We start from the raw sequence: 23,607 nt of genomic DNA on the forward strand, positions 1-23,607 counted from the left end.
TGGAGTTGATCAACCCCATTGCCATGGAAAAAGAGCTCCGGTTTGCCATCAGAGAAGGTGGCCGTACCGTTGGCGCCGGCGTTATCGGTGAAATTGTAGAATAAGTTAGGACGAACGATCTATCATGTTGAAAACAAAAATAAGAATCAGGCTCAAGGCCTATGATCATAAGCTTCTTGATCAATCTTCGGTGGATATTGTCGATACCGCAAGGAAAAGTGGCGCCAAAATCGTGGGGCCGGTTCCCCTTCCGACACGGATCAATAAATTTACGGTCTTGAGGTCTCCCCATGTGAATAAAAAATCCCGGGAACAGTTTGAAATCAGGACCCATAAAAGAATGATGGACATTCTGGAACCCACCCAGCAGACAGTAGATGCGTTAATGAAACTGGATCTATCGCCGGGCGTGGATGTGGAAATTAAATTATAGGCCAATAACAGGAACCAATTATGAGTGCATTACTTGGAAAAAAAATCGGAATGACCAATGTGTTTTCCGCAGATGGAAAGCTTGTTCCTGTTACTGTTGTGCAGGTCGGACCATGCGTTGTTACCCAGGTTAAAACAAAAGAATCTGATGGGTATAATGCCCTGCAGCTTGGATTTGATGAACGACCGGTGGGAAAATTGAACAAACCCATTGCAGGACATTTAAAAAAATCCACGGAAAAAGGATTTCGAGTTTTAAGAGAATTTAGAACCGATGATGCCCAAACGGTTGAAGCCGGCACCACCCTGGAAATCAATATGTTTTCCATTGGAGACAAGGTGAATGTTTCCGGGATTTCCAAAGGTCGAGGGTTTCAGGGAACGATTAAACGGCACGGATTTAGCCGTGGACCAGAGACACATGGGTCCAGGAATCATAGAAAACCCGGATCTATCGGTAACAGCGCCTGGCCGGGAAAAGTGTTTAAAGGCAAAAAACTTCCGGGTCACATGGGCACCAATAGAGAAACAGTAAAGAATCTTACCATTGTGGATATTCGACACGATGACAATCTTCTGTTGATCAAAGGTCCGGTACCGGGGTTTAAAACAGGCATATTGGAAGTTAAAAAAACTGATTAATCAATTTGTTTCGTAAAATCAGTTCCAGTTAAGATTAAAATGCGGCTATGGGTATTGCACGGATTTCGCAGTGATGCATAGCTGATCAAAATTTATGAGGAAGAATATGGCTACTGTAGATGTATTAAACAGTGCAGGTGAAAAAGTGTCTGAAACTCATCTCTCGGATGAGATTTTCAAGACCCCCATCAATACTAGCGTTCTTCACCAGGTCGTTCGGTCCCAGCTCGTTGCAAAACGGGAAGGGACTGCTGCGTGTAAGACCCGTGGGATGGTGAAAGGGAGTACTAAAAAGCTATTCAGGCAGAAAGGAACCGGCAATGCCCGGGCCGGTAGTGTAAAATCGCCTTTGAGAAAAGGCGGAGGGGTTATATTTGGACCATCCCAAAGATCTTATGCGATAAAAGTGCCGAAAAAAGTAAAAAAACTGGCACTTAAAATGGCATTAAGTTCTAAAGTGGAAGACAACACTATTTATGTGATTGACGATTTCAATCTTGAAGACATCAAGACCCAGGCACTTGTCAAAGTCCTCAAAACACTATCGCTTTCAGATCTGTTGATCGTTTCTGATGCAGAAGACACAAATTTATTGCTGTCTTCCAGAAATGTTTCAGATATAAAGGTCATAAAAACGGAAGGCCTGAATGTGTATGATATTTTAAAGTTTAAGAACCTTCTTCTTGTGGAATCAACCATTAAAAATATCGAGGGGAGGTTGAGTTAATATGAAACACTATGACATTATTCGCGGCCCTGTGGTGACCGAAAAAACAACCCTTCAAAAAGAATTGAATAACCAGGTGACGCTTAAAGTGGACCGAAGCGCCAACCGGGTTGAAATCAAAGATGCTGTTGAGAAGAGTTTTAATACCCGCGTAAAGCAGGTCAGAACGCTTCAGGTAAAAGGAAAAGTAAAACAGCGGGGTAGAATCCTTGGCAAGAAAAAAGATTGGAAAAAAGCGATAGTGACCCTGATGCCAGGACAACGAATTGATTTTTTTGAAGGTGTTTAAAGAGGTATATATATGTCAATAATAATTAAGACAAAACCGACATCTCCCGGACGACGTTCTCAGGAATACCTTTCTTTTGATGAAATTACCAAAACCAAGCCTGAAAGACGACTGACTAAGAATGTAAACAAACATGCAGGTCGAAATTCCTACGGAAGAATTACGGCCAGGCACAGAGGTGGCGGGGCAAAAAAGAAGTATCGTATTATCGATTTTAAACGAGATAAAGATGGTATCCCGGCCAAGGTATCGGCCATTGAATATGACCCGAACCGTAGTGCGCGAATCGCCCTTTTAGTGTATGCAGATGGTGAAAAAAGATATATTCTTGCGCCGTTGGAAGTCACTGTGGGGGATATTCTTGAAACCGGACCGGAAGCGGATATAAAACCGGGTAACTGCATGCCATTAGAAAATATTCCCACGGGTACCCGAATTCACAACATTGAATTAAAACCCAACAAAGGCGGCCAGATTGTCAGGAGTGCCGGTGCCTATGCGCGATTGATGGCAAAAGAAAGCAGCTATGCCCAGGTGCTACTGCCGTCGGGTGAGGTGAGGATGATTCACGTCAAATGCAAAGCCACGGTGGGCAGAGTGGGCAACGAGAAGCATGGGGACGTTAAAATCGGTAAAGCCGGGCGGTCCAGATGGATGGGGATCCGACCTTCTGTTCGAGGGGTCGCCATGAACCCGGTTGATCATCCCATGGGCGGTGGCGAAGGCAGGTCTTCTGGTGGTCGACAACCATGTACCCCCTGGGGCGTGCCGACAAAAGGGAAGCGTACCAGAAGGAATGCCAGAACAGATCAGTTTATTGTTAAAAGAAGAGCTAAGAGAAAATAAATAGGGGATAAATTATGCCAAGATCATTGAAAAAAGGACCCTACATTGCACCACAGTTGTTAAAAAAAGTGCTGGCAGCAGGGACCTCCTCACGCAACAAAGTTATCAAGACCTGGTCTCGTAGATCCACTATATTCCCGGAAATGGTCGGTGTCACATTTGCTGTACACAACGGTAAAAAATTTATACCGGTCTTTGTTTCAGAAAATATGGTCGGTCATAAACTGGGTGAGTTTTCACCTACACGGACATTTTGGGGTCATGCGGGAGATAAAAAATCCAAGAGATGATCTCTTGTTTGATTAAAGGATATTGATATGGAAGTTAAAGCAACTACAAGGTATACAAGAATTTCACCTTTTAAACTCAGGTTGCCCATTGTTGAAGTAAAAGGGAAAAATGCCGGACAGGCACTGACCATTTTAAAGTTTATGCCCCTCAAAGCCGCAGGAATTATATATAAAACTTTGCAGTCAGCCGTCGCAAATGCCGAGCACAATAATGAACTGGATGTGGATACACTGGTGGTCAAAAATATTTTTGTTGATTCTGGTCCGACCATGAAACGGTTCAGACCGAGAGCCAGAGGACGGGCAGCCAGAATTTTAAAACGAAGCAGTCATTTAACTGTCATTGTCGAAGCAATGGACAAATAGGAGGAATATAGCTTGGGCCAGAAAGTACATCCTACCAGTTTAAGATTAGGCATTATCAGGACTTGGGATTCCCGATGGTATGCGGACAAAGATTATGCCTCTTTTGTTGAAGAAGATTTCAAAGTCCGAAAATTTTTGAAAAAGAAACTCTATCACGCCGGAATCTCTAAAATTGAAATCGAACGGTTTTCAAAGCAAATTCGACTAAGGGTCTTTGCCGCTAGACCCGGTATTATTATCGGGAAAAAAGGTTCAGAGATAGCACTTCTCAAATTAGAACTTGAACGAATGCTCAAGCCTTCGGTGCTCATTGATATTCAGGAAGTCAGACGTCCTGAAATTGATGCCCAGCTGGTGGCGGAGAATATCGCTCTCCAGCTGGAGAGACGAATTGCCTTTAGACGAGCCATGAAACGAAGTGTATCCTCTGCCATGCGGTTCGGTGCAAAGGGAATTAAAATTATCTGCGCCGGACGACTTGGCGGTGCTGAAATGGCAAGGACCGAGTGGTACAAAGAAGGCCGTATTCCACTTCACACCTTACGGGCGGATATTGATTACGGGTTTATTGAAGCAAAAACAACGTATGGGCTCATTGGAATTAAGACCTTTGTTTTCAAAGGTGAAGTATTAAGTCCTGGTGAACAAGCCTTGGTAAAATAAAGGTGATTAGGAGAGATCAAACATGCTTAGTCCAAAAAATGTAAAATTTCGTAAACAGTTCCGTGGCAGAACAAAAGGTTCACCAGACAAAGGCAATACGCTCAGCTTTGGTGACTTCGGTCTCCAGGCAACTGAATGCGGATATGTGAATGCAAGACAGATCGAAGCGGCAAGGGTGGCCTTAACCCGTCATGCAAAAAGAGCCGGTAAAAGCTGGATTCGTTTTTTTCCGGATCATCCGGTGACAAAAAAACCGGCTGAAGTACGAATGGGTAAAGGAAAAGGCGCCACGGATGCCTGGGTGGCCAGAGTCAAACCGGGTAGAATTCTTTATGAAATGGAAGGTATCCCAAGGGACGTTGCCGTAGAAGCCATGAAACTGGCTGCCAGAAAACTTTCCGTGAAAACGCGTTTTGTGGAAAGGAGCAGGTAAAATGAAAGCTAGTGAAATAAGAGAATTGGAGGCAGACAAGATCAAAGATAAGCTGGCAGAATTGAAAAAGCAGCTGTTTAATCTGCGGTTTCAGAACGATGTCGGTCAGCTTGAAAATACTGCGACCCTTTCAAATGTCAAAAAGGATATTGCAAGGCTTTATACCATATCCAAGGAAATGAATGTAAACATTAGCTAATTGGCGAAGATACAATTATGGAAAATATTCGAAAAAATAAAAAACAGCTGATCGGTCTTATCGTATCAGACAAAATGGATAAATCTGTTGTGGTTCAGGTCGAAAGATTTGTTCAGCACAATGTTTATAAAAAATTCATGAAACAGTATAAAAAATACCACGCACATGATGAGATGAATGAATGCAGGATCGGTGATACGGTTAAAATCATCGAAACCAGACCTTTGAGCAAGCTGAAACGTTTCAGAATCAGTGAAATCGTCAAAAAAGCTGTTTGATTAAGGGAGTTGAAAAATGATTCAGAGTGAGAGCAGATTAACTGTGGCAGACAACTCCGGTGCAAAGGAACTTTACTGTATAAAGGTATTGGGGGGATCTAAAAGACGATATGCCGGTATTGGTGACATTATCGTTTGTTCCGTCAAGGAAGCCATCCCCAATGCAAAAGTAAGCAAAGGTGACGTTGTGCAGGCAGTGATTGTCAGAACCAAAAAGGAAATATCCAGACCTGATGGCTCAATGATCCGGTTTGATGATAATTCAGCCGTTATTTTGACAAAATCAAACGAACCGGTTGGAACGCGTATCTTTGGTCCGGTAGCAAGAGAGTTAAGGGCAAAAAGATTTATGAAAATTGTCTCTCTGGCTCCTGATGTGCTTTAAGGATCAGGTTAATGGAGAAAAAATAGATGGAAACCATGAAAACAAGACTTAAAAAAGATGATAAGGTTAAAGTGCTCACCGGCAAAGATAAAGGTAAAATCGGGAAAGTACTGAAAATTGTGAAAAAAACCAACCGTGTCATTGTAGAAAATATTAATGTCGTTAAAGTTCATCAGAGACCAACCCAGGCAAACCCCCAGGGGGGAATCGTTGAAAAAACCATGCCGATTCAGATTTCCAATCTTATGGTAATGTGCAACGCATGTGTGAAACCAACCAGAATTGGAATGAAACAGTTAGAAGATGGAAAACGGGTCAGAATCTGCAAAAAATGCAATCAGCAGATAGATGCTTGAGACCAAAGGCGGAGATAATACATGTCAACTCTTAAGGAAAAATACACTAACGAGATTATTCCCAAACTCATCGAGACCTTTAATTATACCAACAAATTTCAGGTGCCGAAGTTAGAGAAAATCGTGTTAAACATGGGACTGGGAGAAGCGGTCAGAAATCCAAAGATCGTTGATTCAGCAGCCTCAGAACTGGCGTTGATCGCTGGTCAGAAAGCGATAATTACAAGAGCAAAAAAACCGATTGCAAATTTTAAGCTTCGGGCAGACCTGCCCATCGGGTGCAAGGTTACCTTGCGGCGTGAAAAAATGTTCGATTTCTTCAACCGACTTGTGAATATTGCTTTACCACGTGTCAGGGACTTTCGGGGAATCTCTGGAAAAGCGTTTGATGGCAGGGGCAATTACAGCCTGGGCATCACAGAACACATTATCTTCCCTGAAATTGACTATGATAAGACCGACAGTATCAAAGGTCTGAATATTACAATCGTAACGACAGCTAAAACTAATGAGGAAGGCAAGGCGCTTCTGAAGTTTTTTGGGATGCCTTTCAAAAATTAAGGATCTTAAGGAGGAAAGCTTGGCAAAAAAATCTTTAATCGTAAAGGCGCAAAGAAAACCAAAGTTTTCAGTACGTGCATACAACCGGTGCCCTTTATGCGGAAGACCAAGAGGATTTATTAGAAAAGCTGGTATTTGCAGAATTTGTTTTCGGAAGCTTGCATCACAGGGCGAGCTGCCAGGCGTTACCAAATCAAGCTGGTAATCAGCAAATTTATAAAATAAAATTAATATCAGCCGATTTTAAGGAGAGGTATAATGGCAATTAGTGATCCAATCGCAGACATGCTCACGATCATAAGAAATGGTGGTAAAGTAGGGTTTGCTAAAGTGGATATCCCCGGATCAAAAATTAAATTGGAAATGGTGCGGGTGCTGAAAGATCAAGGATATATTAAGAATTACAAATTCCTTGAGGATGAAACACAAGGGGTGTTGCGGGTTTATCTAAAATATTCATCCGAAGGTGAGCATACCATCTTTGGTATTGTTCGGGTGAGTAAACCCTCCTGCAGGGTTTACAGTAAATCAAAACAAATTAAGCCGGTTTTAAATGGCCTGGGCATATCAATTGTTTCAACTTCCAAAGGGTTGATGACGGACAAACAGGCCAGAGAGGCGAATGTCGGCGGTGAAATTCTTTGTAACGTATGGTAGTTTTTTAGGAGTAAGTTATGTCTAGAATAGGAAAACAGCCGATTCAGCTTCCAGATAAGGTCCAATTTTCCCTGAAGGGGGATATGGTTTCAGTCAAAGGACCCAAAGGTAATTTGGAACGTCAATTGCATCCGGCTATCGCACTTGAAATCAACAACGATGTTGTTGAAGTAAAAACAGATACAAGCGACAGAAAAAAAGTGGCTTTGCAGGGATTGTTCAGATCCTTGATTTCGAATATGGTGACCGGTGTGACCACCGGGTATGAAAAAAAATTGCTGCTGAACGGTATTGGGTATCGTGCAGAAGTTAATGGAAGTAATCTTATCCTCAATGTTGGCTATTCCAATCCGGTAGAATTCAACCTGCCCAAAGGAATTTCAGCCAGTGTTGAAAAAAACACCCAAATTAATCTGTCAGGCATTGATAAAGAAGTGATTGGTCAGGTGGCAGCAAACATCAGAGACATTAGACCACCAGAGCCTTATAAAGGCAAAGGCATTATGTATGCAGACGAAAGAATTATAAGAAAAGCAGGCAAGACTGCAGGTAAAGATTAAAAGGCGGGAATATAAAGATTATGGCAAATACATCACCAAGGCTTGTATCAAGGCTGAAAAGAAAAAAACGAATCAGGAAAAATATTTTTGGTAATCAGGATCGCCCAAGATTGAGTGTATTCAGAAGTGCAAAACATATCTATGCCCAGATTATTGATGATACACAAAAGATTACTCTGGTATCTGCATCTACCCTTGACAAAGAATTTATTGAAAATAAGGTAGAGGGCAAAAAGGTTGATATTGCAAAGGCAGTTGGAAGCCTTATCGGTAAGAGAGCGTTTGATAAAGGGATTACTAAAATCGTCCTTGATCGGAACGGATTTTTATATCATGGTCGCATCAAAGCGCTTTCCGACGGAGCTCGTGAAGCCGGATTGATTTTCTAATTAAGGAGGAACACCTTTGGCAAGACAGCAGATGGAAGATACTGGATTAATAGATAAAGTCGTCAGGATCAATCGCGTGGCAAAAGTAGTAAAAGGGGGTAGAAATTTTACCTTCAGCGCATTGGTTGTTGTGGGTGACGGTGAGGGCAGTGTGGGGTACGGTCTGGGAAAAGCAAAAGAAGTCCCCGAAGCCATTAAAAAAGGCATGGAAAAAGCAAAAAGAAATATGGTCAAAATTTCTTTACTGAATGGTACTGTTCCTTTTCAGGTTGTGGGGAAAGCAGGCGCAGGCCGTGTGTTGCTTAAACCGGCGTCCCCCGGTACGGGGTTGATTGCAGGGGGTGGGATCCGTGCGGTTCTCGAAGCTGTCGGCGTGACGGATATCCTGACCAAATGTATTGGGACGCACAACACCCAGAATATTGTGAGAGCGACAATGGCAGGACTTCAGTCGCTTTGTACAAAACAAGATGTGGCAAAACGTCGGGGTCTTAGACCTGAAGATATATAAGAGGTTGTGAAAAATGGCTGATAAAATTAGAATCACACAAATACGAAGTACGATTGGGAGACCGTCAAAACAGCGCCGGATTATTCGCTCCCTGGGGATCAGAAGAATGCATCATACGGTGGAGCATACGATGGATCCGGTTATCCTGGGACAGGTAAAAAAAGTGTCCCACCTTTTGAAAGTAGAGGAGGTGTAATATGCAGCTTCATGATTTAACACCGGCACCAGGGTCTAGAAAAAATCGAAAAAAAGTAGGTCGGGGTCCGGGATCAGGAATGGGGAAAACAAGTACCCGGGGTCATAAAGGACTTAAATCGAGATCCGGCGGTAGTGTAAGGCCTGGGTTTGAAGGCGGGCAAATGCCGATATACCGAAGACTTCCCAAAAGAGGATTTTTTAATATTTTTAAAACCAATAATGCGGTTTTAAATGTGAGCGATTTGGATCGGTTTGAAGATGGCGCTACCATTGATATAGATGCCTTAAGAACTGCCGGGATGGTAAAGGGTCGTCTGGATGGTGTTAAACTTCTGGGTCAGGGCGAAACAACAAAGAAATTTTCCTTGAAAAATATTCTTGTTTCCAAAACTGCAAAAGAAAAAATCGAATCTGCCGGTGGAACCATCGAGTAACACAATGAGACGTGATTTAAGGAACCAATAAATGATCGAGAACAGCTACCAGAATCTATTTAAACTTCCTGAACTTAAAAGAAAGATTTTTATTACACTCGCTTTATTGTTTGTTTACCGTGTCGGTATTCATGTTCCCACACCCGGGGTAAACGGTGCAGCGCTGGCTTCTTTTTTTGCTTCAGCTGAAGGAACGTTGTTTTCCATGTTCAATATGTTCTCAGGCGGTGCATTGGAAAGACTTTCCATTTTCGCATTAGGGATTATGCCTTATATCAGTGCTTCTATTATTTTAGAACTGATGACTGTGGTTGTACCGCACCTGGAACAATTAAAAAAAGAGGGTGATGCCGGTCGTAAAAAGAAAACCCAGTATACACGATACGGAACCGTTGTCCTGAGCATTATTCAGGGACTGGGCATCAGTGTCGGTCTGGAATCCATGACGTCTCCTGCTGGAATCGCCATTGTGCCCTATGCCGGATGGGGGTTCCGACTGGTGACCATTATCACCTTGACAGCCGGTACCTCATTTATCATGTGGCTGGGTGAGCAGATTACGGAAAGAGGGATTGGAAATGGTATTTCCCTGATCATTTTTGCCGGTATTGTGGCTCGGATGCCATCGGCCATGGGAAACACCGTTAGACTCATGACAACCGGTGAAATGGGTGTTTTTGCCATCATTATCCTGGTGGTTCTCATGGTCGTTGTTATTAGTGCGATCATTTATATGGAACAGGCCCAGCGCCGGATACCCGTGCATTACGCCAAACGGGTAGTGGGGCGTAAGATGTATGGGGGTCAAACGTCGCATCTGCCGTTAAAAATTAATACAGCCGGTGTGATACCCCCTATTTTTGCTTCCTCTATTATCATGTTTCCCACGACCCTGGCTCAATTTATTAATCTGCCGCTCATGAAGACGGTGGCCGCCATGTTCAGCCCGGGAACAATTTGGTATTATCTTTTGTATATTGGATTTATTATTTTCTTTTGTTTTTTCTATACGGCTGTCCAGTTTAATCCGGAAGATGTGGCAGAAAATATGAAAAAAAATGGGGGATATATTCCCGGTATCAGGCCGGGTAAGCGCACTGCTGAATACATTGACAGGGTGTTAACCCGAATTACCGTGGGCGGCGCTTTGTATGTGTCTGCTGTGTGTGTCCTGCCAACTTTTTTGATGAGCAAGTTTAATATCCCGTTTTATTTTGGGGGCACTGCCCTGTTGATTGTTGTAGGGGTGGCAATTGATACCATTTCCCAGATCGAATCCCATTTGATTACCGGTAATTATGATGGATTTCTGGGAAGGTCCGGTACAAAAAGAATCAAAGGCAGATCCTGATTTAACCGTTCAATATTTAAGGAGACTGATAACACTATGGCGAAAGAAGAACCCATCAAAGTTGACGGGAAAGTACTTGAAACACTGCCCAATGCCATGTTCAGAGTTGAGCTCGAAAACAAGCATGTTCTGCTTGCGCATATTTCAGGCAAAATGAGAATGCATTTCATTAAAATCTTGCCAGGGGACCGGGTGACCGTAGAAATATCACCTTATGATTTGAGCCGGGGAAGAATAACATATAGATATAAATAATGACAAGATTTTAATTTCATAAGAAAATCTTAGGTTAGGAGTTAATAGATGAAAGTGAGAGCATCTGTAAAAAAAATATGTAGAGATTGTAAAGTGATCAAAAGACGGGGTGTCATAAGAGTGATTTGTATTAACAAACGCCACAAACAGAGGCAGGGATAGGGGGATAGAAATTTGGCACGTATCGCAGGAGTAGACTTACCAAAAAATAAGCATGCATGGATTGCATTGACCTATATCTATGGTATAGGGTCAAGCAGATCAAAATTGATTCTTGAAAAAACAGGTATTAACCCCACCACGAAATCAAATGATCTGACTGAAGAACAGGTGAATGACATTCGTAATGTCATTGATGCGGAGTTCAAAGTTGAGGGTGAACTGAGAAGCGACGTTTCCATGAACATTAAACGACTCATGGATTTGGGATGTTACAGAGGGTTACGTCATCGTAAGGGCCTTCCCTGTCGTGGTCAGAGAACCAGCACTAACGCCAGAACGAGAAAAGGTCCAAAAAGGACCGCAGTTAAAAAGAAAAAGTAGGATAATCTAAAAAGGTACTAGTAATTATGGCAAAAAAGTCAAAAAAAGTTGTATCCAAAAAAAAGGTAAGAAAGAATATTTCTACAGGTATTGTGCACATCCAATCCACTTTTAATAATACAATTGTCACCATTGCCGATGAAAACGGAAATACCATTTCATGGTCCAGCGCCGGCATGCAGGGGTTTAAGGGGTCAAGAAAAAGTACGCCTTTTGCCGCAAAACTGGTTGCAGAAGATGCAGGGGCAAGAGCAATGGAACACGGCATGAAAAATATCGGTGTATATGTTAAAGGTCCGGGACCGGGCCGAGAATCAGCCTTACGGGCATTGCATTCCCTTGGATTCATTATATCCATGATCAAGGATGTTACGCCGATTCCCCATAATGGATGCCGTCCGCCCAAAAGAAGAAGAGTATAAGAATACTTGTTTGATAAAGGAGAGAAACATTGTCACGTTATAGAGGTTCTGTTTGCCGACAATGCAGACGCGAAAATATGAAACTTTTTTTGAAAGGCGATCGATGCTTTTCAGATAAATGCAGTTATGATAGAAGAGGATATCCCCCTGGTCAGCATGGCCAGAGAAGAAGTAAATTATCAGATTACGGTATCCAGCTGAGAGAAAAACAGAAAGTCAGACGGTTGTACGGGATATCAGAAAAACAGTTTAGAATTTCTTTCAAACGAGCGGATCGACAAAAGGGGATCACCGGTACAAACCTATTGTCCCTCCTGGAAACTCGCCTGGACAATTCTGTATTTAGAATGGGATTTGTTAATTCCAGAACCCAAGGACGACATTTTGTCCGTCACAATCATTTTACGGTCAATGGTAAAAAAGTGAATATTCCCTCTTACCAGGTCAAAAAAGGGGATGTGGTGGAACTGCGGGAGAAAAGTCAAAAAATTCAAGCCATTTCCGATTCCCTGGATGCCATTGTCAGACGCGGTATTCCCCAGTGGCTGGAGATCGATAAAGAGAAATTCAAGGGTCAAGTGGTGGGGATACCTGCCCGGGAAGACATCACGCTTCCGATTCAGGAACAATTGATCGTAGAGCTTTATTCAAAGTAGGCAGACCTTTGACAGGGTTTGTCCAAATATTTATTCAGGAGATATGAATGTCATCTGAAAAACTTGCATATGTGAACTGGCGAGAGATGATCAAGCCGGAGAAGCTTGACGTTACCACAACTTCAACATATGGTAAATTTGTATGTGAACCCCTTGAACGGGGATACGGTATCACCATCGGGAACTCTCTGCGGCGTATTATTCTTTCGTCCATATATGGCGCAGCCATAGTATCGGTCAAATTCGATGATGCTCTTCATGAATATAGTGTGATATCTGATGTGAGAGAAGATGTTTCCGAAATCATTTTAAACCTGAAAGAGCTAAAACTCAGGGTTGAAGATACCGATGACAAAATATTAACATTAAGCCTTAGTGGAGAGTGTGAAGCCACAGGGGCCGATATTGTCAGTCCGGATGGCAGGGTTGAGGTGCTGAACCCGGAACAGCATATTGCCACTATTTCTAAAAACGGTGTACTTAATATGACCATGGTCGTGAAAACCGGGAAAGGGTATGCCCTTTCTTCAGCGAACAAGGATGAGGAGGCACCCGTTGGAACCATTCCCATTGACAGTGTGTTTTCTCCCATCAAGAGTGTGAAATATGTTGTGGGGACGTCCCGGATTGGACATAAAACCGACTATGATAAGCTGACACTTGAAGTCTGGACAGATGGTTCGGTATCACCGGATGATTCGGTTGCATATGCTGCAAAAATACTTAAAGAGCAAATGACGGCATTTATCAATTTTGATGAAGACATGGAACCCGATCATGTTGATGAAAATTCCGATGACGCTGATATCGGCCTTAACGAGAATATTTACAGATCTGTGGACGAGCTTGAATTATCTGTCAGAAGTTCCAATTGTTTGAAAAATGCTCGAATCCATACCATTTATCAACTGGTTCAAAAAACGGATGGCGAAATGCTAAAAACCAAAAATTTTGGTCGAAAATCCTTAAATGAGATAAAGGAAGTCCTGACGTCCATGGATCTCTCATTGGGCATGGATCTAGAAGGGTTTGAACCGCCAGAAGATGAGAACAATCAGGAAGGAGAATAATATTCCATGAAACATAGAAAATCAGTGTTAAAATTAAACAGGACCTCAAGCCATCGAAAGGCTATGTTCAGAAACATGGTAACTTCCCTGTTCAAACACGATAAAATAAAAACAACCGAAGCCAAAGCGAAAGGACTGCGGTCCATTGCCGATAAAATGGTCACCCTTGCAAAAAGAGGGGATTTACATGCCCGGAGACAGGCGTTTGCAGTGATTCGGGAAAAAGATGTTGTTCACACCTTGTTTAATGAAGTATCAGATAAATTTAATTCAAGACAGGGGGGGTATACCCGGATTACCAAGCTGGGTCCCAGAAAAGGGGATGTGGCCCCCATGGTACAGATCGAATTGATTTTCGATTGATTTTTCTCTAGTTGCTTAAAAGATCAAATCCCCGGCAAGGTTGTCCTGGCCGGGGATTTTTACGTGTGTCGTTTGGTTTGTTTGGCCTGGTAAAGCCGTTTGTCTGCAGCCTTTAAAAGTATGGCCGAAGAGTCCATGCCTTTTTCAAAAACCGAAGCAAGCCCATGGCTTAATTTGACGGAAATAGCCGCATTTTCGTCGGTTAAGGGGTGGTTGGTTAATTTATTTTTTACCCGGGTGATATAGGCTTCCGCCTGGCGTTTACTGGTGGACGGCAGGATGACCACAAATTCATCCCCGGCAAACCGCGCGACCACATCAGACTCCCGCTTTAAACTGTTCAGGCAATCTGCCGTATGACATAATGCCAAATCTCCCTTGTCATGGCCGAACGTGTCGTTGATGGATTTAAAATCATCCAGATCCAGAAAGAGAATCGTCAGGTCAATATGATATCGTTTGGATCGCTGAAATTCCCTTTCAAGCACGCGTTCCATAACCCCTCGGTTTAACAGTCCGGTCAATGGATCATGAAAGGCCAGAAATTTTAATTTTTCATGTGCTGTCACATTGGACAGACATAAGGAGACTTTAACCGCCAGTTGTTCCAACAAGGAGGCATCAATGCCCGGTTCAAACCGGTTGATATCTTTGTCGGCCTGGTTAAAGCTCCCGACAATTTCCCCATCCAGGGTGATGGGGGCAATGGCAATGGAACTGATGTCATATTCGGATGCCTCAGGGATTAACGAACGGAATCGATTGATGTCTTTATTGGACAGCAGGGGTTTGAGTCTGTTTCGGGTGATCTCGGAGAATTCTTTTTTTGATAAAAATGCCGTGGCAGTTTTTAAGGTATTTGAGGTTTGAATATCATGAAGGTATTTTGAAATACTGCTTTCTTCAATAATTGAGATCCAGGTATAGGGAATAGAAAATTTTGAACTGATTTCGTATAACAACTTTTCAATGAAATCCTGGAAATTTAAAATGGTTAAAATACTCATTTCAATTTCATGAAATTTTCTGGCGATAATTTCGTTATGCTTCAGCCGCTCTATCAGTGATTTCGAAATTGTCAGATCTCTATTGACATATTTGTGTATTGTTTTCATCCACTTCTTTTTAAGTTGCACGCCCGAGAAAGTCAATCATTTTTGTATTAGCAATTCTCAATTTGGTATTTGCGTGAATGGATCAGGACAGTTTTATTGTGCTTTTTTATATGAAAAAGAATATCACCACAGAGATCACAGGGGACACAGAGAGGAAACCTCTGTGGTCTCTGTGGTGAAAAGATTTTTCATGATTCGATCTGCCCGCCAGGGCATGGCCGTTATTAAAATGGGTTCTTGAAGAGGCTAAAAGTGCTATAAAGCAAGCCTGATACCGCCCTGATGTGTCATATTTAGCTGTTGTGATCGTGTTTCGTTTTTACCGTGTGTACACGATTGTGGGCAGCCACGTGGCTATTTGCGGCCAGAATGCGACCACAAAAAGGCCTGCCAGCTGGATCAGAACAAAGGGAATAATGCCCCTGTAAATGTGACCCGTGGTCACCTGGGGAGGTGTCACGGCTTTCAAGTAAAAAAGGGAAAACCCAAAAGGGGGTGTCATAAAGGAGGTTTGCAGATTAATCGCCAGGAGCACACAGATCCAGAGGGGGTCGAATCCAAAATCATCCACCAGGATCGGCACCAGGACCGGCACATGGATAAAAATGATTTCAATAAAATCCAAAACAAATCCCACCAGAAAAATAACGCCCATAACAATGGCCAGTACCACCCATTTGTTGTAGTCCCCGGCAATATCAAATAAAAACCGCCGAATCAGCTCATCGCCTTCCAGTTCACGAAAGGTCAATCCAAAGGCATTGGCACCAATCAGGATAATAAAGACCATACAGGTCAGCCGGGTTGTGGTGGCCGAGACTTCCTTAAGGATAGAAAGGTTGAACCGGCGGTTCCACACTGCCAGAATGACGGCACCCACACATCCAACGGAAGCGGCTTCCGTTGGTGAGGCAATCCCGGCAAAGATGGACCCCAGAACAGCTGTGATCAGAAAAAGGGGGGGAAATAAAGCACGAAGCGCTCGTTTTATCAATTGTTGTTTGGTTAGATCGTGTTCCCCCTCGATGGATACCGGTGGTGCGATTTCCGGTTTTGCCATGGAAATGATTAAAATATAGACCATATAGAGCATGACCAGCATGATGCCCGGCAGTAAAGATGCCATGAACAGATCGCCCACCGGAATCTGAACAATGGTGGCCAGCAGCACCAGAACAATGGACGGTGGAATGATCTGTCCCAGGGTTCCGGATGCACACACCGTTCCGGTGGCCAGTTCCGGCTGGTACCCATGGCGCAGCATGGTGGGAACCGCTAAAAGTCCCATGGTGACAACGGTGGCGCCCACAATGCCTGTGGATGCCCCCAGAAGCGCGCCCACGAAAACAGTACTGATGGCCAGGCCCCCTCGAACCCGTCGAAACAGCAGGCCCATAGTTTCCAGTAATTCTTCGGCCAGCCCTGATTTTTCAAGGGTCACTCCCATAAAGACAAACAGGGGAACAGCGATGAGAACAACATTTTTAACAGAACCCCATATTCTCAATGGCAAGAGCTCGAAAAAATCCAGACCAGATCCCAGGAACCCGAAGAAGATAGCCGTGCCCATGAGGGTACAGGCGACCGGAAAGCCTGCCATGAGCAAAATGGTCAGTGCCAGAAACATCCAGCCGGCCAGATATTCAGATCCCATTAGTTTAACATCTCCTGATTCTCATTTGGCCGGTGGCCCAGAATAATATTCAGATTGCGAACGAACATGGAGATTCCCTGGAGGAAAAAAAATACAAACCCCAGGGGGATGCAGCCTTTTAATATAAATCTCAGCGGGATGCCACCCGGGTCGGGGGAGCCTTCCATGAATTTCAATGATTCCCAGGTGAAAACGGTGGACACATAGATGATCAAAACAGCACCGGGAAATAGAAAAAAAATACATCCCAGCACATTCACCCAGGCCTGTGCTTTTTCAGAAAGGCGCTGATAAACGACATCCACCCGGACATGCTGGTCATATAAAAGGGTATAGCCCGCGCCCATCAGGAAAATGAATCCAAACAGATGCCATTCAAGTTCCTGGGTAAAGACAAAACTGGTATTAAAGGCATACCGCATGACCACATCAACAAACACCACGGCAACAAGAAGGATGACAACCCAGGAAACCCCTTTACCGATCCACTCGTTTAATGTATCAATTGTTTTGATAATTTTTGCCAGACATGACCCTGTCCCCATGGTGATAATCCTTTTTTGTATATGGTTGAGTGATTTCATCACCGTTTACCGGTTGTTCCTGTAACGGAATTCTCCGGTACAGGAACAGCCATTGGTTGCGATTATGAACCGGTTAACGGATATCGATCAGCCAGGGCATTGTAATAAGGCTTCTCAGAGACTTCTCCCCAGGGACCGATAATTTTCTTGAAACGCTCAAAACTCTCATTTACCTTTCGGGCCATGGGGTCACTAGCGGCAATATCTGAAACAGCGTCTTTGGCATGGGATTTGAGATCTGCCAGCACCGGGTCCGGAAGTCTCATCAGCTTGACGTTGTGCTGGGTGATTAATTCTTCCAGGGCCTGGCCGTTGCCGGCATTAAACCCCTGGGTCGTCCAGTTGTTGATCTGGGTGCAGGCGGCATCTAAAATCGCCTGGTATTCCAGTGGTAACGCTTCATAGGCTTGTTTGTTAAAGATAAATTCCACAAAGGGGCCGGGTTCATGCCAGCCGGGATAATAATAGTATTTGGCCACTTTATAGAACCCCATTAATTGGTCATGGAGAGGGCCGATCCATTCTGTGGCGTCAATAACGCCCCGCTCCAGATTGGTGAAGATTTCACTGGCAGGGCAGAGGATCACCGTTGACCCCAGCGTTGCCATGACCTTTCCGCCCAAGCCCGGGATTCTCATTTTAAGACCCTTGAAATCATCCACGGTTTCTATTTTTTTGTTGAACCATCCTGCCATCTGGGGACCCGTGGAACCACCGGGTCTGGGAATGACATTAAAAGGGGCATATACCTCTTCCCATAGCTTAAGTCCGCCGCCAAACTCATACCAGGCAGCCATGCCCGACCCGTTAAGGCCAAAGGGAACCGCCGCAAACCATTGGGCTGCCGGTGCTTTGCCAGCCTGGTAATATCCGACCCCGGAACCGGCCTGGACCGTGGTCCCCTTGCTGACTGCATCAAAGGTCTGTAGCGGCGGCACAAGCTCTCCGCCGGCAAATACTTTAATTTTAAACAGACCCCCGGTCATGAGGTCGACTTTTTTTGCCAGCAGCTCAGCAGCATCTTGAAGATAGGGCAGTTTCGGCGGCCAGGTGGTGACCATTTTCCATTTGATTCGTTTCTGGGCGTGGACAGCAGGTGCTTGAATGATACCACTGGTGGTAACCGCGGCCACAGTGCCAATGGCTGCTTTTTGTAGGAATTGTCTTCTTTCCATGGGATCTCCTTTGGGTTAGGGTACCTGTAACGTACCGGTTTTTACAAATGAACATCCTGCGAATTGAAATACTACATTTGAATCAATTATATTCAATTGACCATATCGATAGTGACCGCTGCAAGTCAATATTTATTTTTATAACTCAACTTTCGGAGTTGGTCATTTTATATGGGGTCAGGCTTTCCTTATGGCACTTTTTACCCGTCTGGTTATGAAATAGTGATAAAAAGTACAATAAAAAAAGCCTGACCCCGTCCATTAAAGCTAAAGTCCGAAAGTTGAGTTTATAACAATCAGTTAAGGACCGCAGAATTGCTGGATATTGTTTCAACACCTTGACTTTACCATTGAGGTTGACTACAAAAGATTTAAATAAAGGAATCTAAAAGGTGAAATCATTATGGACGTCATGGTTTATCGCACGAATCCCTTAATTCAGTTTGCGGCATTTGTTATTGTTGTTGCCGGAATGAAATCGGCCACCATGGTGGTTGTACCGTTTTTATTGGCTGTATTTCTCTCGATTATCTGCGCACCGCCATTGTTCTGGATGCAGAAAAAAGGCCTGCCCAGTCTGCTGGGTATTCTTATACTCATGCTGGGCGTGATCGTCATCCAAACGCTTCTGGTGAGTCTGGTGTCGTCCTCCATTGCCGATTTTTCACGGAATATTCCCTTTTATCAGGAGCGATTAAAGACCGTGACCTTTGACAGCTTACAACTCTTGTCACGTCACGGGATTGATCTTGAAACCGACAGACTGGCAGAATTATTTAACCCCAGCCGTATTCTGAAACTTGTCGCCAATACCCTGAACGGACTGGGAGGGGTTCTGACCAATACGTTTTTTGTGTTTTTAACCTTTATTTTTATCCTCTTGGAAGCCGCTGGGTTTCCCAATAAAGTGCGGGCAATTTTCAACGATAAAAATACAGATCTTGAAAAATATGCTGAAATTATCTCGGGGGTGAACCGGTATCTGGGGTTAAAAACCCTCACCAGCCTTGGGACCGGCATCAGCATTGCCATCTGGCTGGCCGTTCAGGGCGTGGATTTTCCGGTCATGTGGGGGGTGGTTGCTTTTTTGTTGAATTATATTCCCAATATCGGCTCCATTATTGCGGCTGTTCCCGCCGTTCTTCTGACCCTGATCCAGTTGGGACCTCTGGCTGCGGCAGGGGCTGCAGCGGGGTTTGTAATAATCAATATATTCGTGGGAAGTGTGATTGAACCCAAGGTCATGGGGCAGGGAATCGGACTGTCCACCCTGGTGGTCTTCCTTTCCCTGGCGTTTTGGGGATGGGTACTGGGACCGGTGGGGATGCTGTTGTCGGTTCCCTTGACCATGGCCGTTAAAATCGCCCTGGGAGGAAGGGAATCCACCAAATGGCTGTCCATCCTGCTGGGGTCAAACAAGGAGGCCTCCCGGCTGCTCCAGGTGGAAAAAGACAAATAATTATCCCCCAATGGACGTCATATGACTGATGGGCATGTCTTTGACCGACTGATCCGTTAACCCGTGAAACGAGGGTTTCTTTTTCAGTGCAGCCAGAATAATGTCTTTTAATTCATCATCAGAGGCCCCGTTTCGAAGGGGAGTGATAATGTCTTTTTCATAGTTGTTGAGCAGGCAGGGCCTTAATGTGCCCCTTGATGTCAGCCTCAGCCGGTTGCACGTACTGCAGAAATGTGAACTGATGGGGGTGATAAAGCCGACAATGCCCTTTGCACCGTTAATGTGAAATTTTTTTGCCGGGCCATCATTGATCGTTCGTTCCACCGGCATAAGCGTACCAAATTTAGATTCGATTCTTTCCTTGATCTCATCGGTTAATATCTGCTGTTGTTTTTCCACGGCAGAGTTTCCCATGGGCATGTATTCGATGAACCGGATGTGAAACGGGTACGTTAATGTCAGGGCGGTAATTTTTTCAATCTCATCATCATTAATGCCCCTTAAAATAACGGTGTTGAGTTTTATGGGGGATATCCCCAATTCATGGGCCGCCAGAATGGATTCCCAGACCTGGTCAAATCTATCCCGACCCGTTATTTCTGCAAATTTAACGGGATTCAGGGTGTCCAGGCTGATGTTGAGGCGTTTGATCCCCAGTGAGATCAAGTTTTTTATTTTTTTACGGGTCAGCAATGATCCATTCGTGGTAATGGAAATATCTTTCAAACTGTCAATGGCGCACAGTTTTTCCAGGAATAAAAAGATGTCCTTTCTGACAAACGGTTCGCCGCCAGTGATCCTGACTTTTGTTATGCCCAGTTCACAGGCCAGGTTGGTAATCCTGAGGATCTCTTCATACCGGGCGATTCGTTCATGTTCGATCACATGAAAGGGTGAAGCGGGAACACAGTATCGACACCTGAAGTTGCATCGGTCCGTGACGGAGATACGAAGATAATTAATAGTACGGTTTCCGGCAATCATTTTTAATGGCCTTCATAATAGGCTGACAAAGAATCCACGAGTCCCTGAATGGTATACGCTTTGGCTTCAATGTCCGGTTCAATACCAAGTGATCTTGCGGTGTCGGACGTGATCGGGCCGATACTGGCGGTCACAACATTTGTTAACAGTTTTTTTGCATCCGTGGATTCAAGCTGGGACATGAAATTGGATACAGTGGAAGAACTGGTGAAGGTGATGGCATCAATCGCATTGTCTTCCAGCAGAGCGATCAGTTCCTGTCGACGTTCATCAGCGAGCCGGGTTTCATAGGCAATCACTTCATCCACCCGGGCCCCCATTTTTCTTAACGCATCCGGCAGGATGGTTCTGGCTTTTTTTGCCCGGGGAAGCAACACTTTTTTACCGTTTATTTCGATTCCTGAAAATGCATCAACCACACTTTCTGCGCGGTAGGTTTCCGGCAGGATATCACTGATAATTCCGTAATCTTTCAGCCGGTCCCGGGTCACAGGACCGATACAGGCGAATTGAAGGTGTCCCAGAACCCTCACGTCTTTGCCCATATCAAACAGGGTATCAAAAAAGAATTTTACCCCATTGACACTGGTAAAAACCAGCCAGTCATACTGCTTGATATGTTCAATGGATGCGGTTAAAGGGGCCATGTCCCGGGGGGGATCAATTTGAATCGTTGGAATTTCAATGCAAAGGGCCCCCAGCTTGGACAGCTTTGTTACCAGATCGCTGGCCTGGGCCCGGGCCCGGGTAATCACAATCCGTTTTCCAAACAGGGGTCTTTTATCAAACCATGCCAGTTCATCCCGCAAAGAGACCACCTGGCCAATAATAATAACGGCCGGTGATGTGAGGCGGGCCTGGCGAACGGCTTCAACAATGGTTTTAAGGGTGCCGGTGACGGTCTGCTGCCGGGCTGTCGTTCCCCATTGGATAAGGGCCACAGGGGTGTCCGATGGTTTGCCATGGTCCATGAGATTTGTTACAATATGGTCTAGATTTTTAACCCCCATCAAAAAAACAAGGGTGGCATGGGATTTTGCAAAGACATCCCATTGCATACTGGTGTTTTGTTTGGCGGGGTTTTCATGGCCGGTAATAAAGGAGACAAACGAGGTATGGTCCCTGTGGGTGACCGGAATTCCGGCATAAGCCGGCGCTGCAATTGCCGAGGTAACACCGGGGATCACTTCATAGGATACGCCATGGTGCAGCAGCATCTGGGCTTCTTCTCCCCCCCGGCCAAACACAAAGGGATCACCGCCTTTCAGCCGGGCCACATTCAACCCCTGTTTTGCCTTGTCCACCAGCAGCCGGTTGATTTTTTCCTGGGTAAGGGTGTGATCCCCTCCCTTTTTCCCCACATAAATTATCTGGGCGTCTTTTCCCGCATAATTCAAGAAGAAAGGAGATGCCAGGTAATCATACACCACCACATCTGCCGTTTCGATACACTCTTTTGCCTTAAGGGTCAAAAGGCCCGGATCACCCGGACCGGCGCCAATCAGATATACTGTGCCCGTTTTATCCGTCATTTGAATTCAACCGCTCCAATATTTTTTTTCCCCCTTTTTCAAGGACCTTGTCAGCCAGTACCTGACCGGCATTTTCCATCTGATCCAACGGGGAAATCAGTTGTTCTCGAATCAGCTCTCTGCCGTCTTCCGATGCCACCACTGCGGTGAGCATCACCCCCTGATCCGTTATTTTACCAAAACAGGCCACCGGGATATGACAGGAACCTTCTATCCGTCTTAAAAAAGCCCGCTCTCCCGTCACACAGATATGGGTGTCAGAATGGTCAAGTTTCGCCATGATAGGGGCGATCGTGTCATCGTGTTGTCGGGTTTCGATACAGAGGGCGCCCTGTCCAACCGCCGGTATCATGGTGGTTTCATCCAGGTATTCGGTGATCCGGTTCGCCTGTCCCAGGCGCCGAAGACCGGCTGCTGCCAGAACAATGGCATCATACTCCCCCGCGTCTAATTTTTTGATCCGGGTGTCCAAATTGCCCCGGATGGAAACAATGGTTACATCCGGCCGGATATGTTTGATCTGGGAGGCCCGCCGGAGACTTGACGTACCGATTTTCGCCCCGGTTTCATAATCGGCCAGTCGGCGGTGGTCCCTGGAAATTAGGGCATCAAAGGGATTTTCTCTTTCCGGGATGGCACCGATGGTCAGCCCTTTTGGAAGTTCCCCCGGCATGTCCTTCATGCTGTGGACGGCCAGGTCAATCTCCTTGTTCAATAGCGCTGTTTCGATTTCCTTGACAAACAATCCTTTTCCCCCAATCATGGCAAGGGGGCGGTCCGTGATTCTATCACCGGTTGTTTTAATGACCTTTAATTCAACGGTAAGATCAGGAAAAAGGTGCTGGATTTCTGATTTTATAAAATTGGCCTGCCACAGCGCCAGCTGGCTGCCTCTGGTACCAATCCATACGGTTTTTTTCATGGCCGTTTATCCCACCCCGCAGGAAGAACAACTGGTGGAGGAGCATCCGGCACACGAAGAAGATGATGCTGAGGATTTAACCCGGGTTTCTCCACCCGGCCCGGATGATTTTGAAACAAACCCGCAGGCAGACATCAATCTTGCCAGATCCGGACTGTCACACGACGGGCATTCTGGTGTGCTGCTACCCATCACAAGGGTTTCAAATCGATTACCGCAGGCATTGCATTTGTATTCATATATTGGCATAGTTTCTGACCTCATGTATTTCCAGTTAAATAAACAAACCAATATAAGGATAAAATC

At 44.8% G+C, this 23,607-nt stretch carries 39 protein-coding genes; 31 read left to right on the forward strand and 8 right to left on the reverse strand.

Annotated features, from left to right (window positions below; all coding sequences use genetic code 11):
* The 30 genes from Q1Q15_RS15645 to rplQ all read left to right on the forward strand — a co-directional run.
* Positions 1-104, forward strand: a 104-nt coding sequence (locus tag Q1Q15_RS15645; protein ID WP_300462151.1) for a hypothetical protein, incomplete at its 5' end; no start/stop codon positions are given.
* A gap of 20 nt (positions 105-124) precedes the next feature.
* Positions 125-433, forward strand: coding sequence for a 30S ribosomal protein S10 (rpsJ, locus tag Q1Q15_RS15650; RefSeq protein ID WP_014958830.1), 309 nt, complete (start codon positions 125-127; stop codon positions 431-433).
* Positions 434-450: 17 nt separating this feature from the next.
* The gene (gene rplC / locus Q1Q15_RS15655; protein WP_363321003.1) at positions 451-1,074 is read left to right on the forward strand and encodes a 50S ribosomal protein L3; all 624 of its coding nucleotides are present in this window, start codon (positions 451-453) and stop codon (positions 1,072-1,074) included.
* Between the two features lie 106 nt (positions 1,075-1,180).
* A complete protein-coding gene (rplD, locus tag Q1Q15_RS15660) occupies positions 1,181-1,801 on the forward strand; it encodes a 50S ribosomal protein L4 (protein WP_300461917.1) in 621 nt (206 codons plus the stop codon).
* A gap of 1 nt (position 1,802) precedes the next feature.
* Positions 1,803-2,090, forward strand: coding sequence for a 50S ribosomal protein L23 (rplW, locus tag Q1Q15_RS15665; RefSeq protein WP_300461919.1), 288 nt, complete (start codon positions 1,803-1,805; stop codon positions 2,088-2,090).
* A 12-nt stretch (positions 2,091-2,102) separates the two neighbouring features.
* Positions 2,103-2,936: a 50S ribosomal protein L2 gene (rplB, locus tag Q1Q15_RS15670; RefSeq protein WP_300461922.1), complete on the forward strand. Its 834-nt coding sequence runs from the start codon at positions 2,103-2,105 to the stop codon at positions 2,934-2,936.
* A gap of 14 nt (positions 2,937-2,950) precedes the next feature.
* On the forward strand, positions 2,951-3,226 hold the full coding sequence (gene rpsS / locus Q1Q15_RS15675) for a 30S ribosomal protein S19 (protein WP_300461926.1): 276 nt from the start codon (positions 2,951-2,953) through the stop codon (positions 3,224-3,226).
* Positions 3,227-3,253: 27 nt separating this feature from the next.
* Positions 3,254-3,592, forward strand: a complete 339-nt coding sequence (gene rplV / locus Q1Q15_RS15680) for a 50S ribosomal protein L22 (protein ID WP_300461929.1) — start codon at positions 3,254-3,256, stop codon at positions 3,590-3,592.
* A 12-nt stretch (positions 3,593-3,604) separates the two neighbouring features.
* Entirely contained in the window at positions 3,605-4,255 is a 651-nt protein-coding gene (gene rpsC, locus Q1Q15_RS15685; RefSeq protein WP_300461932.1) for a 30S ribosomal protein S3, read from the forward strand.
* A gap of 22 nt (positions 4,256-4,277) precedes the next feature.
* Entirely contained in the window at positions 4,278-4,688 is a 411-nt protein-coding gene (rplP, locus tag Q1Q15_RS15690) for a 50S ribosomal protein L16 (protein WP_300461935.1), read from the forward strand.
* Between the two features lies 1 nt (position 4,689).
* Positions 4,690-4,887, forward strand: a complete 198-nt coding sequence (gene rpmC / locus Q1Q15_RS15695; RefSeq protein ID WP_300461938.1) for a 50S ribosomal protein L29 — start codon at positions 4,690-4,692, stop codon at positions 4,885-4,887.
* A gap of 17 nt (positions 4,888-4,904) precedes the next feature.
* Positions 4,905-5,165 (forward strand): 30S ribosomal protein S17, encoded by a 261-nt coding sequence (rpsQ, locus tag Q1Q15_RS15700; RefSeq protein WP_300461941.1) that lies wholly within the window; start codon positions 4,905-4,907, stop codon positions 5,163-5,165.
* A gap of 16 nt (positions 5,166-5,181) precedes the next feature.
* Positions 5,182-5,550 carry a 50S ribosomal protein L14 gene (rplN, locus tag Q1Q15_RS15705; RefSeq protein ID WP_300461943.1) on the forward strand — a complete coding sequence of 123 codons (369 nt, stop codon included), beginning with the start codon at positions 5,182-5,184 and terminating at the stop codon, positions 5,548-5,550.
* 26 nt (positions 5,551-5,576) lie between these two features.
* The gene (gene rplX, locus Q1Q15_RS15710; RefSeq protein ID WP_300461945.1) at positions 5,577-5,906 is read left to right on the forward strand and encodes a 50S ribosomal protein L24; all 330 of its coding nucleotides are present in this window, start codon (positions 5,577-5,579) and stop codon (positions 5,904-5,906) included.
* A 21-nt stretch (positions 5,907-5,927) separates the two neighbouring features.
* Complete coding sequence (rplE, locus tag Q1Q15_RS15715; protein WP_300461948.1) at positions 5,928-6,467, forward strand: 50S ribosomal protein L5; 540 nt, start codon at positions 5,928-5,930, stop codon at positions 6,465-6,467.
* Between the two features lie 19 nt (positions 6,468-6,486).
* On the forward strand, positions 6,487-6,672 hold the full coding sequence (locus tag Q1Q15_RS15720; protein WP_300461951.1) for a type Z 30S ribosomal protein S14: 186 nt from the start codon (positions 6,487-6,489) through the stop codon (positions 6,670-6,672).
* Positions 6,673-6,725: 53 nt separating this feature from the next.
* A complete protein-coding gene (gene rpsH, locus Q1Q15_RS15725; protein ID WP_300461953.1) occupies positions 6,726-7,124 on the forward strand; it encodes a 30S ribosomal protein S8 in 399 nt (132 codons plus the stop codon).
* Between the two features lie 17 nt (positions 7,125-7,141).
* The gene (gene rplF, locus Q1Q15_RS15730) at positions 7,142-7,684 is read left to right on the forward strand and encodes a 50S ribosomal protein L6 (protein WP_300461956.1); all 543 of its coding nucleotides are present in this window, start codon (positions 7,142-7,144) and stop codon (positions 7,682-7,684) included.
* A 20-nt stretch (positions 7,685-7,704) separates the two neighbouring features.
* Positions 7,705-8,073: a 50S ribosomal protein L18 gene (gene rplR, locus Q1Q15_RS15735; protein WP_300461958.1), complete on the forward strand. Its 369-nt coding sequence runs from the start codon at positions 7,705-7,707 to the stop codon at positions 8,071-8,073.
* Positions 8,074-8,089: 16 nt separating this feature from the next.
* Positions 8,090-8,584, forward strand: coding sequence for a 30S ribosomal protein S5 (rpsE, locus tag Q1Q15_RS15740; RefSeq protein WP_363320999.1), 495 nt, complete (start codon positions 8,090-8,092; stop codon positions 8,582-8,584).
* 13 nt (positions 8,585-8,597) lie between these two features.
* Positions 8,598-8,780, forward strand: coding sequence for a 50S ribosomal protein L30 (gene rpmD, locus Q1Q15_RS15745; RefSeq protein ID WP_300461961.1), 183 nt, complete (start codon positions 8,598-8,600; stop codon positions 8,778-8,780).
* A 1-nt stretch (position 8,781) separates the two neighbouring features.
* The gene (gene rplO, locus Q1Q15_RS15750; RefSeq protein ID WP_300461964.1) at positions 8,782-9,216 is read left to right on the forward strand and encodes a 50S ribosomal protein L15; all 435 of its coding nucleotides are present in this window, start codon (positions 8,782-8,784) and stop codon (positions 9,214-9,216) included.
* 31 nt (positions 9,217-9,247) lie between these two features.
* Positions 9,248-10,567 (forward strand): preprotein translocase subunit SecY, encoded by a 1,320-nt coding sequence (gene secY, locus Q1Q15_RS15755; RefSeq protein ID WP_300461967.1) that lies wholly within the window; start codon positions 9,248-9,250, stop codon positions 10,565-10,567.
* Between the two features lie 36 nt (positions 10,568-10,603).
* On the forward strand, positions 10,604-10,822 hold the full coding sequence (gene infA / locus Q1Q15_RS15760) for a translation initiation factor IF-1 (protein ID WP_014958808.1): 219 nt from the start codon (positions 10,604-10,606) through the stop codon (positions 10,820-10,822).
* Positions 10,823-10,870: 48 nt separating this feature from the next.
* Positions 10,871-10,984, forward strand: coding sequence for a 50S ribosomal protein L36 (gene rpmJ, locus Q1Q15_RS15765; protein ID WP_041279618.1), 114 nt, complete (start codon positions 10,871-10,873; stop codon positions 10,982-10,984).
* Between the two features lie 12 nt (positions 10,985-10,996).
* Complete coding sequence (gene rpsM, locus Q1Q15_RS15770; RefSeq protein ID WP_300461979.1) at positions 10,997-11,365, forward strand: 30S ribosomal protein S13; 369 nt, start codon at positions 10,997-10,999, stop codon at positions 11,363-11,365.
* Between the two features lie 26 nt (positions 11,366-11,391).
* Positions 11,392-11,787: a 30S ribosomal protein S11 gene (gene rpsK, locus Q1Q15_RS15775; RefSeq protein ID WP_300461980.1), complete on the forward strand. Its 396-nt coding sequence runs from the start codon at positions 11,392-11,394 to the stop codon at positions 11,785-11,787.
* A 29-nt stretch (positions 11,788-11,816) separates the two neighbouring features.
* Complete coding sequence (gene rpsD, locus Q1Q15_RS15780) at positions 11,817-12,443, forward strand: 30S ribosomal protein S4 (protein WP_300461982.1); 627 nt, start codon at positions 11,817-11,819, stop codon at positions 12,441-12,443.
* A gap of 47 nt (positions 12,444-12,490) precedes the next feature.
* Entirely contained in the window at positions 12,491-13,513 is a 1,023-nt protein-coding gene (locus Q1Q15_RS15785) for a DNA-directed RNA polymerase subunit alpha (RefSeq protein ID WP_300461985.1), read from the forward strand.
* A gap of 6 nt (positions 13,514-13,519) precedes the next feature.
* Complete coding sequence (rplQ, locus tag Q1Q15_RS15790) at positions 13,520-13,876, forward strand: 50S ribosomal protein L17 (RefSeq protein ID WP_300461988.1); 357 nt, start codon at positions 13,520-13,522, stop codon at positions 13,874-13,876.
* Positions 13,877-13,935: 59 nt separating this feature from the next.
* Here rplQ and Q1Q15_RS15795 read toward each other — a convergent pair whose 3' ends face one another.
* From Q1Q15_RS15795 to Q1Q15_RS15810, 4 genes are all read right to left on the reverse strand, one after another.
* Positions 13,936-14,991 carry a sensor domain-containing diguanylate cyclase gene (locus Q1Q15_RS15795; RefSeq protein WP_300461991.1) on the reverse strand — a complete coding sequence of 352 codons (1,056 nt, stop codon included), beginning with the start codon at positions 14,989-14,991 and terminating at the stop codon, positions 13,936-13,938.
* Between the two features lie 319 nt (positions 14,992-15,310).
* The gene (locus tag Q1Q15_RS15800; protein ID WP_300461993.1) at positions 15,311-16,645 is read right to left on the reverse strand and encodes a TRAP transporter large permease subunit; all 1,335 of its coding nucleotides are present in this window, start codon (positions 16,643-16,645) and stop codon (positions 15,311-15,313) included.
* Positions 16,645-17,190: a TRAP transporter small permease subunit gene (locus Q1Q15_RS15805; protein ID WP_300461995.1), complete on the reverse strand. Its 546-nt coding sequence runs from the start codon at positions 17,188-17,190 to the stop codon at positions 16,645-16,647. The genes Q1Q15_RS15800 and Q1Q15_RS15805 overlap by 1 nt, the downstream gene beginning before the upstream one ends.
* Before the next feature lie 101 nt (positions 17,191-17,291).
* A complete protein-coding gene (locus Q1Q15_RS15810) occupies positions 17,292-18,404 on the reverse strand; it encodes a TRAP transporter substrate-binding protein (RefSeq protein WP_300461998.1) in 1,113 nt (370 codons plus the stop codon).
* A gap of 403 nt (positions 18,405-18,807) precedes the next feature.
* Between Q1Q15_RS15810 and Q1Q15_RS15815 the strand changes: the two genes are divergently transcribed.
* A complete protein-coding gene (locus tag Q1Q15_RS15815; RefSeq protein WP_300462000.1) occupies positions 18,808-19,863 on the forward strand; it encodes an AI-2E family transporter in 1,056 nt (351 codons plus the stop codon).
* Here the strand turns inward: Q1Q15_RS15815 and moaA are convergent, their stop codons facing one another.
* Genes moaA through Q1Q15_RS15835 form a run of 4 tightly spaced genes read right to left on the reverse strand, consistent with a single transcriptional unit; the run spans position 19,864 to position 23,550 of the window.
* Positions 19,864-20,847 (reverse strand): GTP 3',8-cyclase MoaA, encoded by a 984-nt coding sequence (gene moaA, locus Q1Q15_RS15820; RefSeq protein WP_300462003.1) that lies wholly within the window; start codon positions 20,845-20,847, stop codon positions 19,864-19,866. It lies immediately after the preceding gene.
* Between the two features lie 2 nt (positions 20,848-20,849).
* Positions 20,850-22,379 (reverse strand): uroporphyrinogen-III C-methyltransferase, encoded by a 1,530-nt coding sequence (gene cobA / locus Q1Q15_RS15825; RefSeq protein ID WP_300462006.1) that lies wholly within the window; start codon positions 22,377-22,379, stop codon positions 20,850-20,852.
* Positions 22,369-23,301 carry a hydroxymethylbilane synthase gene (hemC, locus tag Q1Q15_RS15830; protein ID WP_300462008.1) on the reverse strand — a complete coding sequence of 311 codons (933 nt, stop codon included), beginning with the start codon at positions 23,299-23,301 and terminating at the stop codon, positions 22,369-22,371. Before hemC ends, cobA begins: the two co-directional genes overlap by 11 nt.
* A gap of 6 nt (positions 23,302-23,307) precedes the next feature.
* The gene (locus Q1Q15_RS15835; protein ID WP_300462011.1) at positions 23,308-23,550 is read right to left on the reverse strand and encodes a zinc ribbon domain-containing protein; all 243 of its coding nucleotides are present in this window, start codon (positions 23,548-23,550) and stop codon (positions 23,308-23,310) included.
* Positions 23,551-23,607: the final 57 nt, after the last annotated feature.

Source organism: Desulfobacula sp., assembly GCF_030145145.1.
Classification (GTDB): Bacteria; Desulfobacterota; Desulfobacteria; order Desulfobacterales; family Desulfobacteraceae; genus Desulfobacula.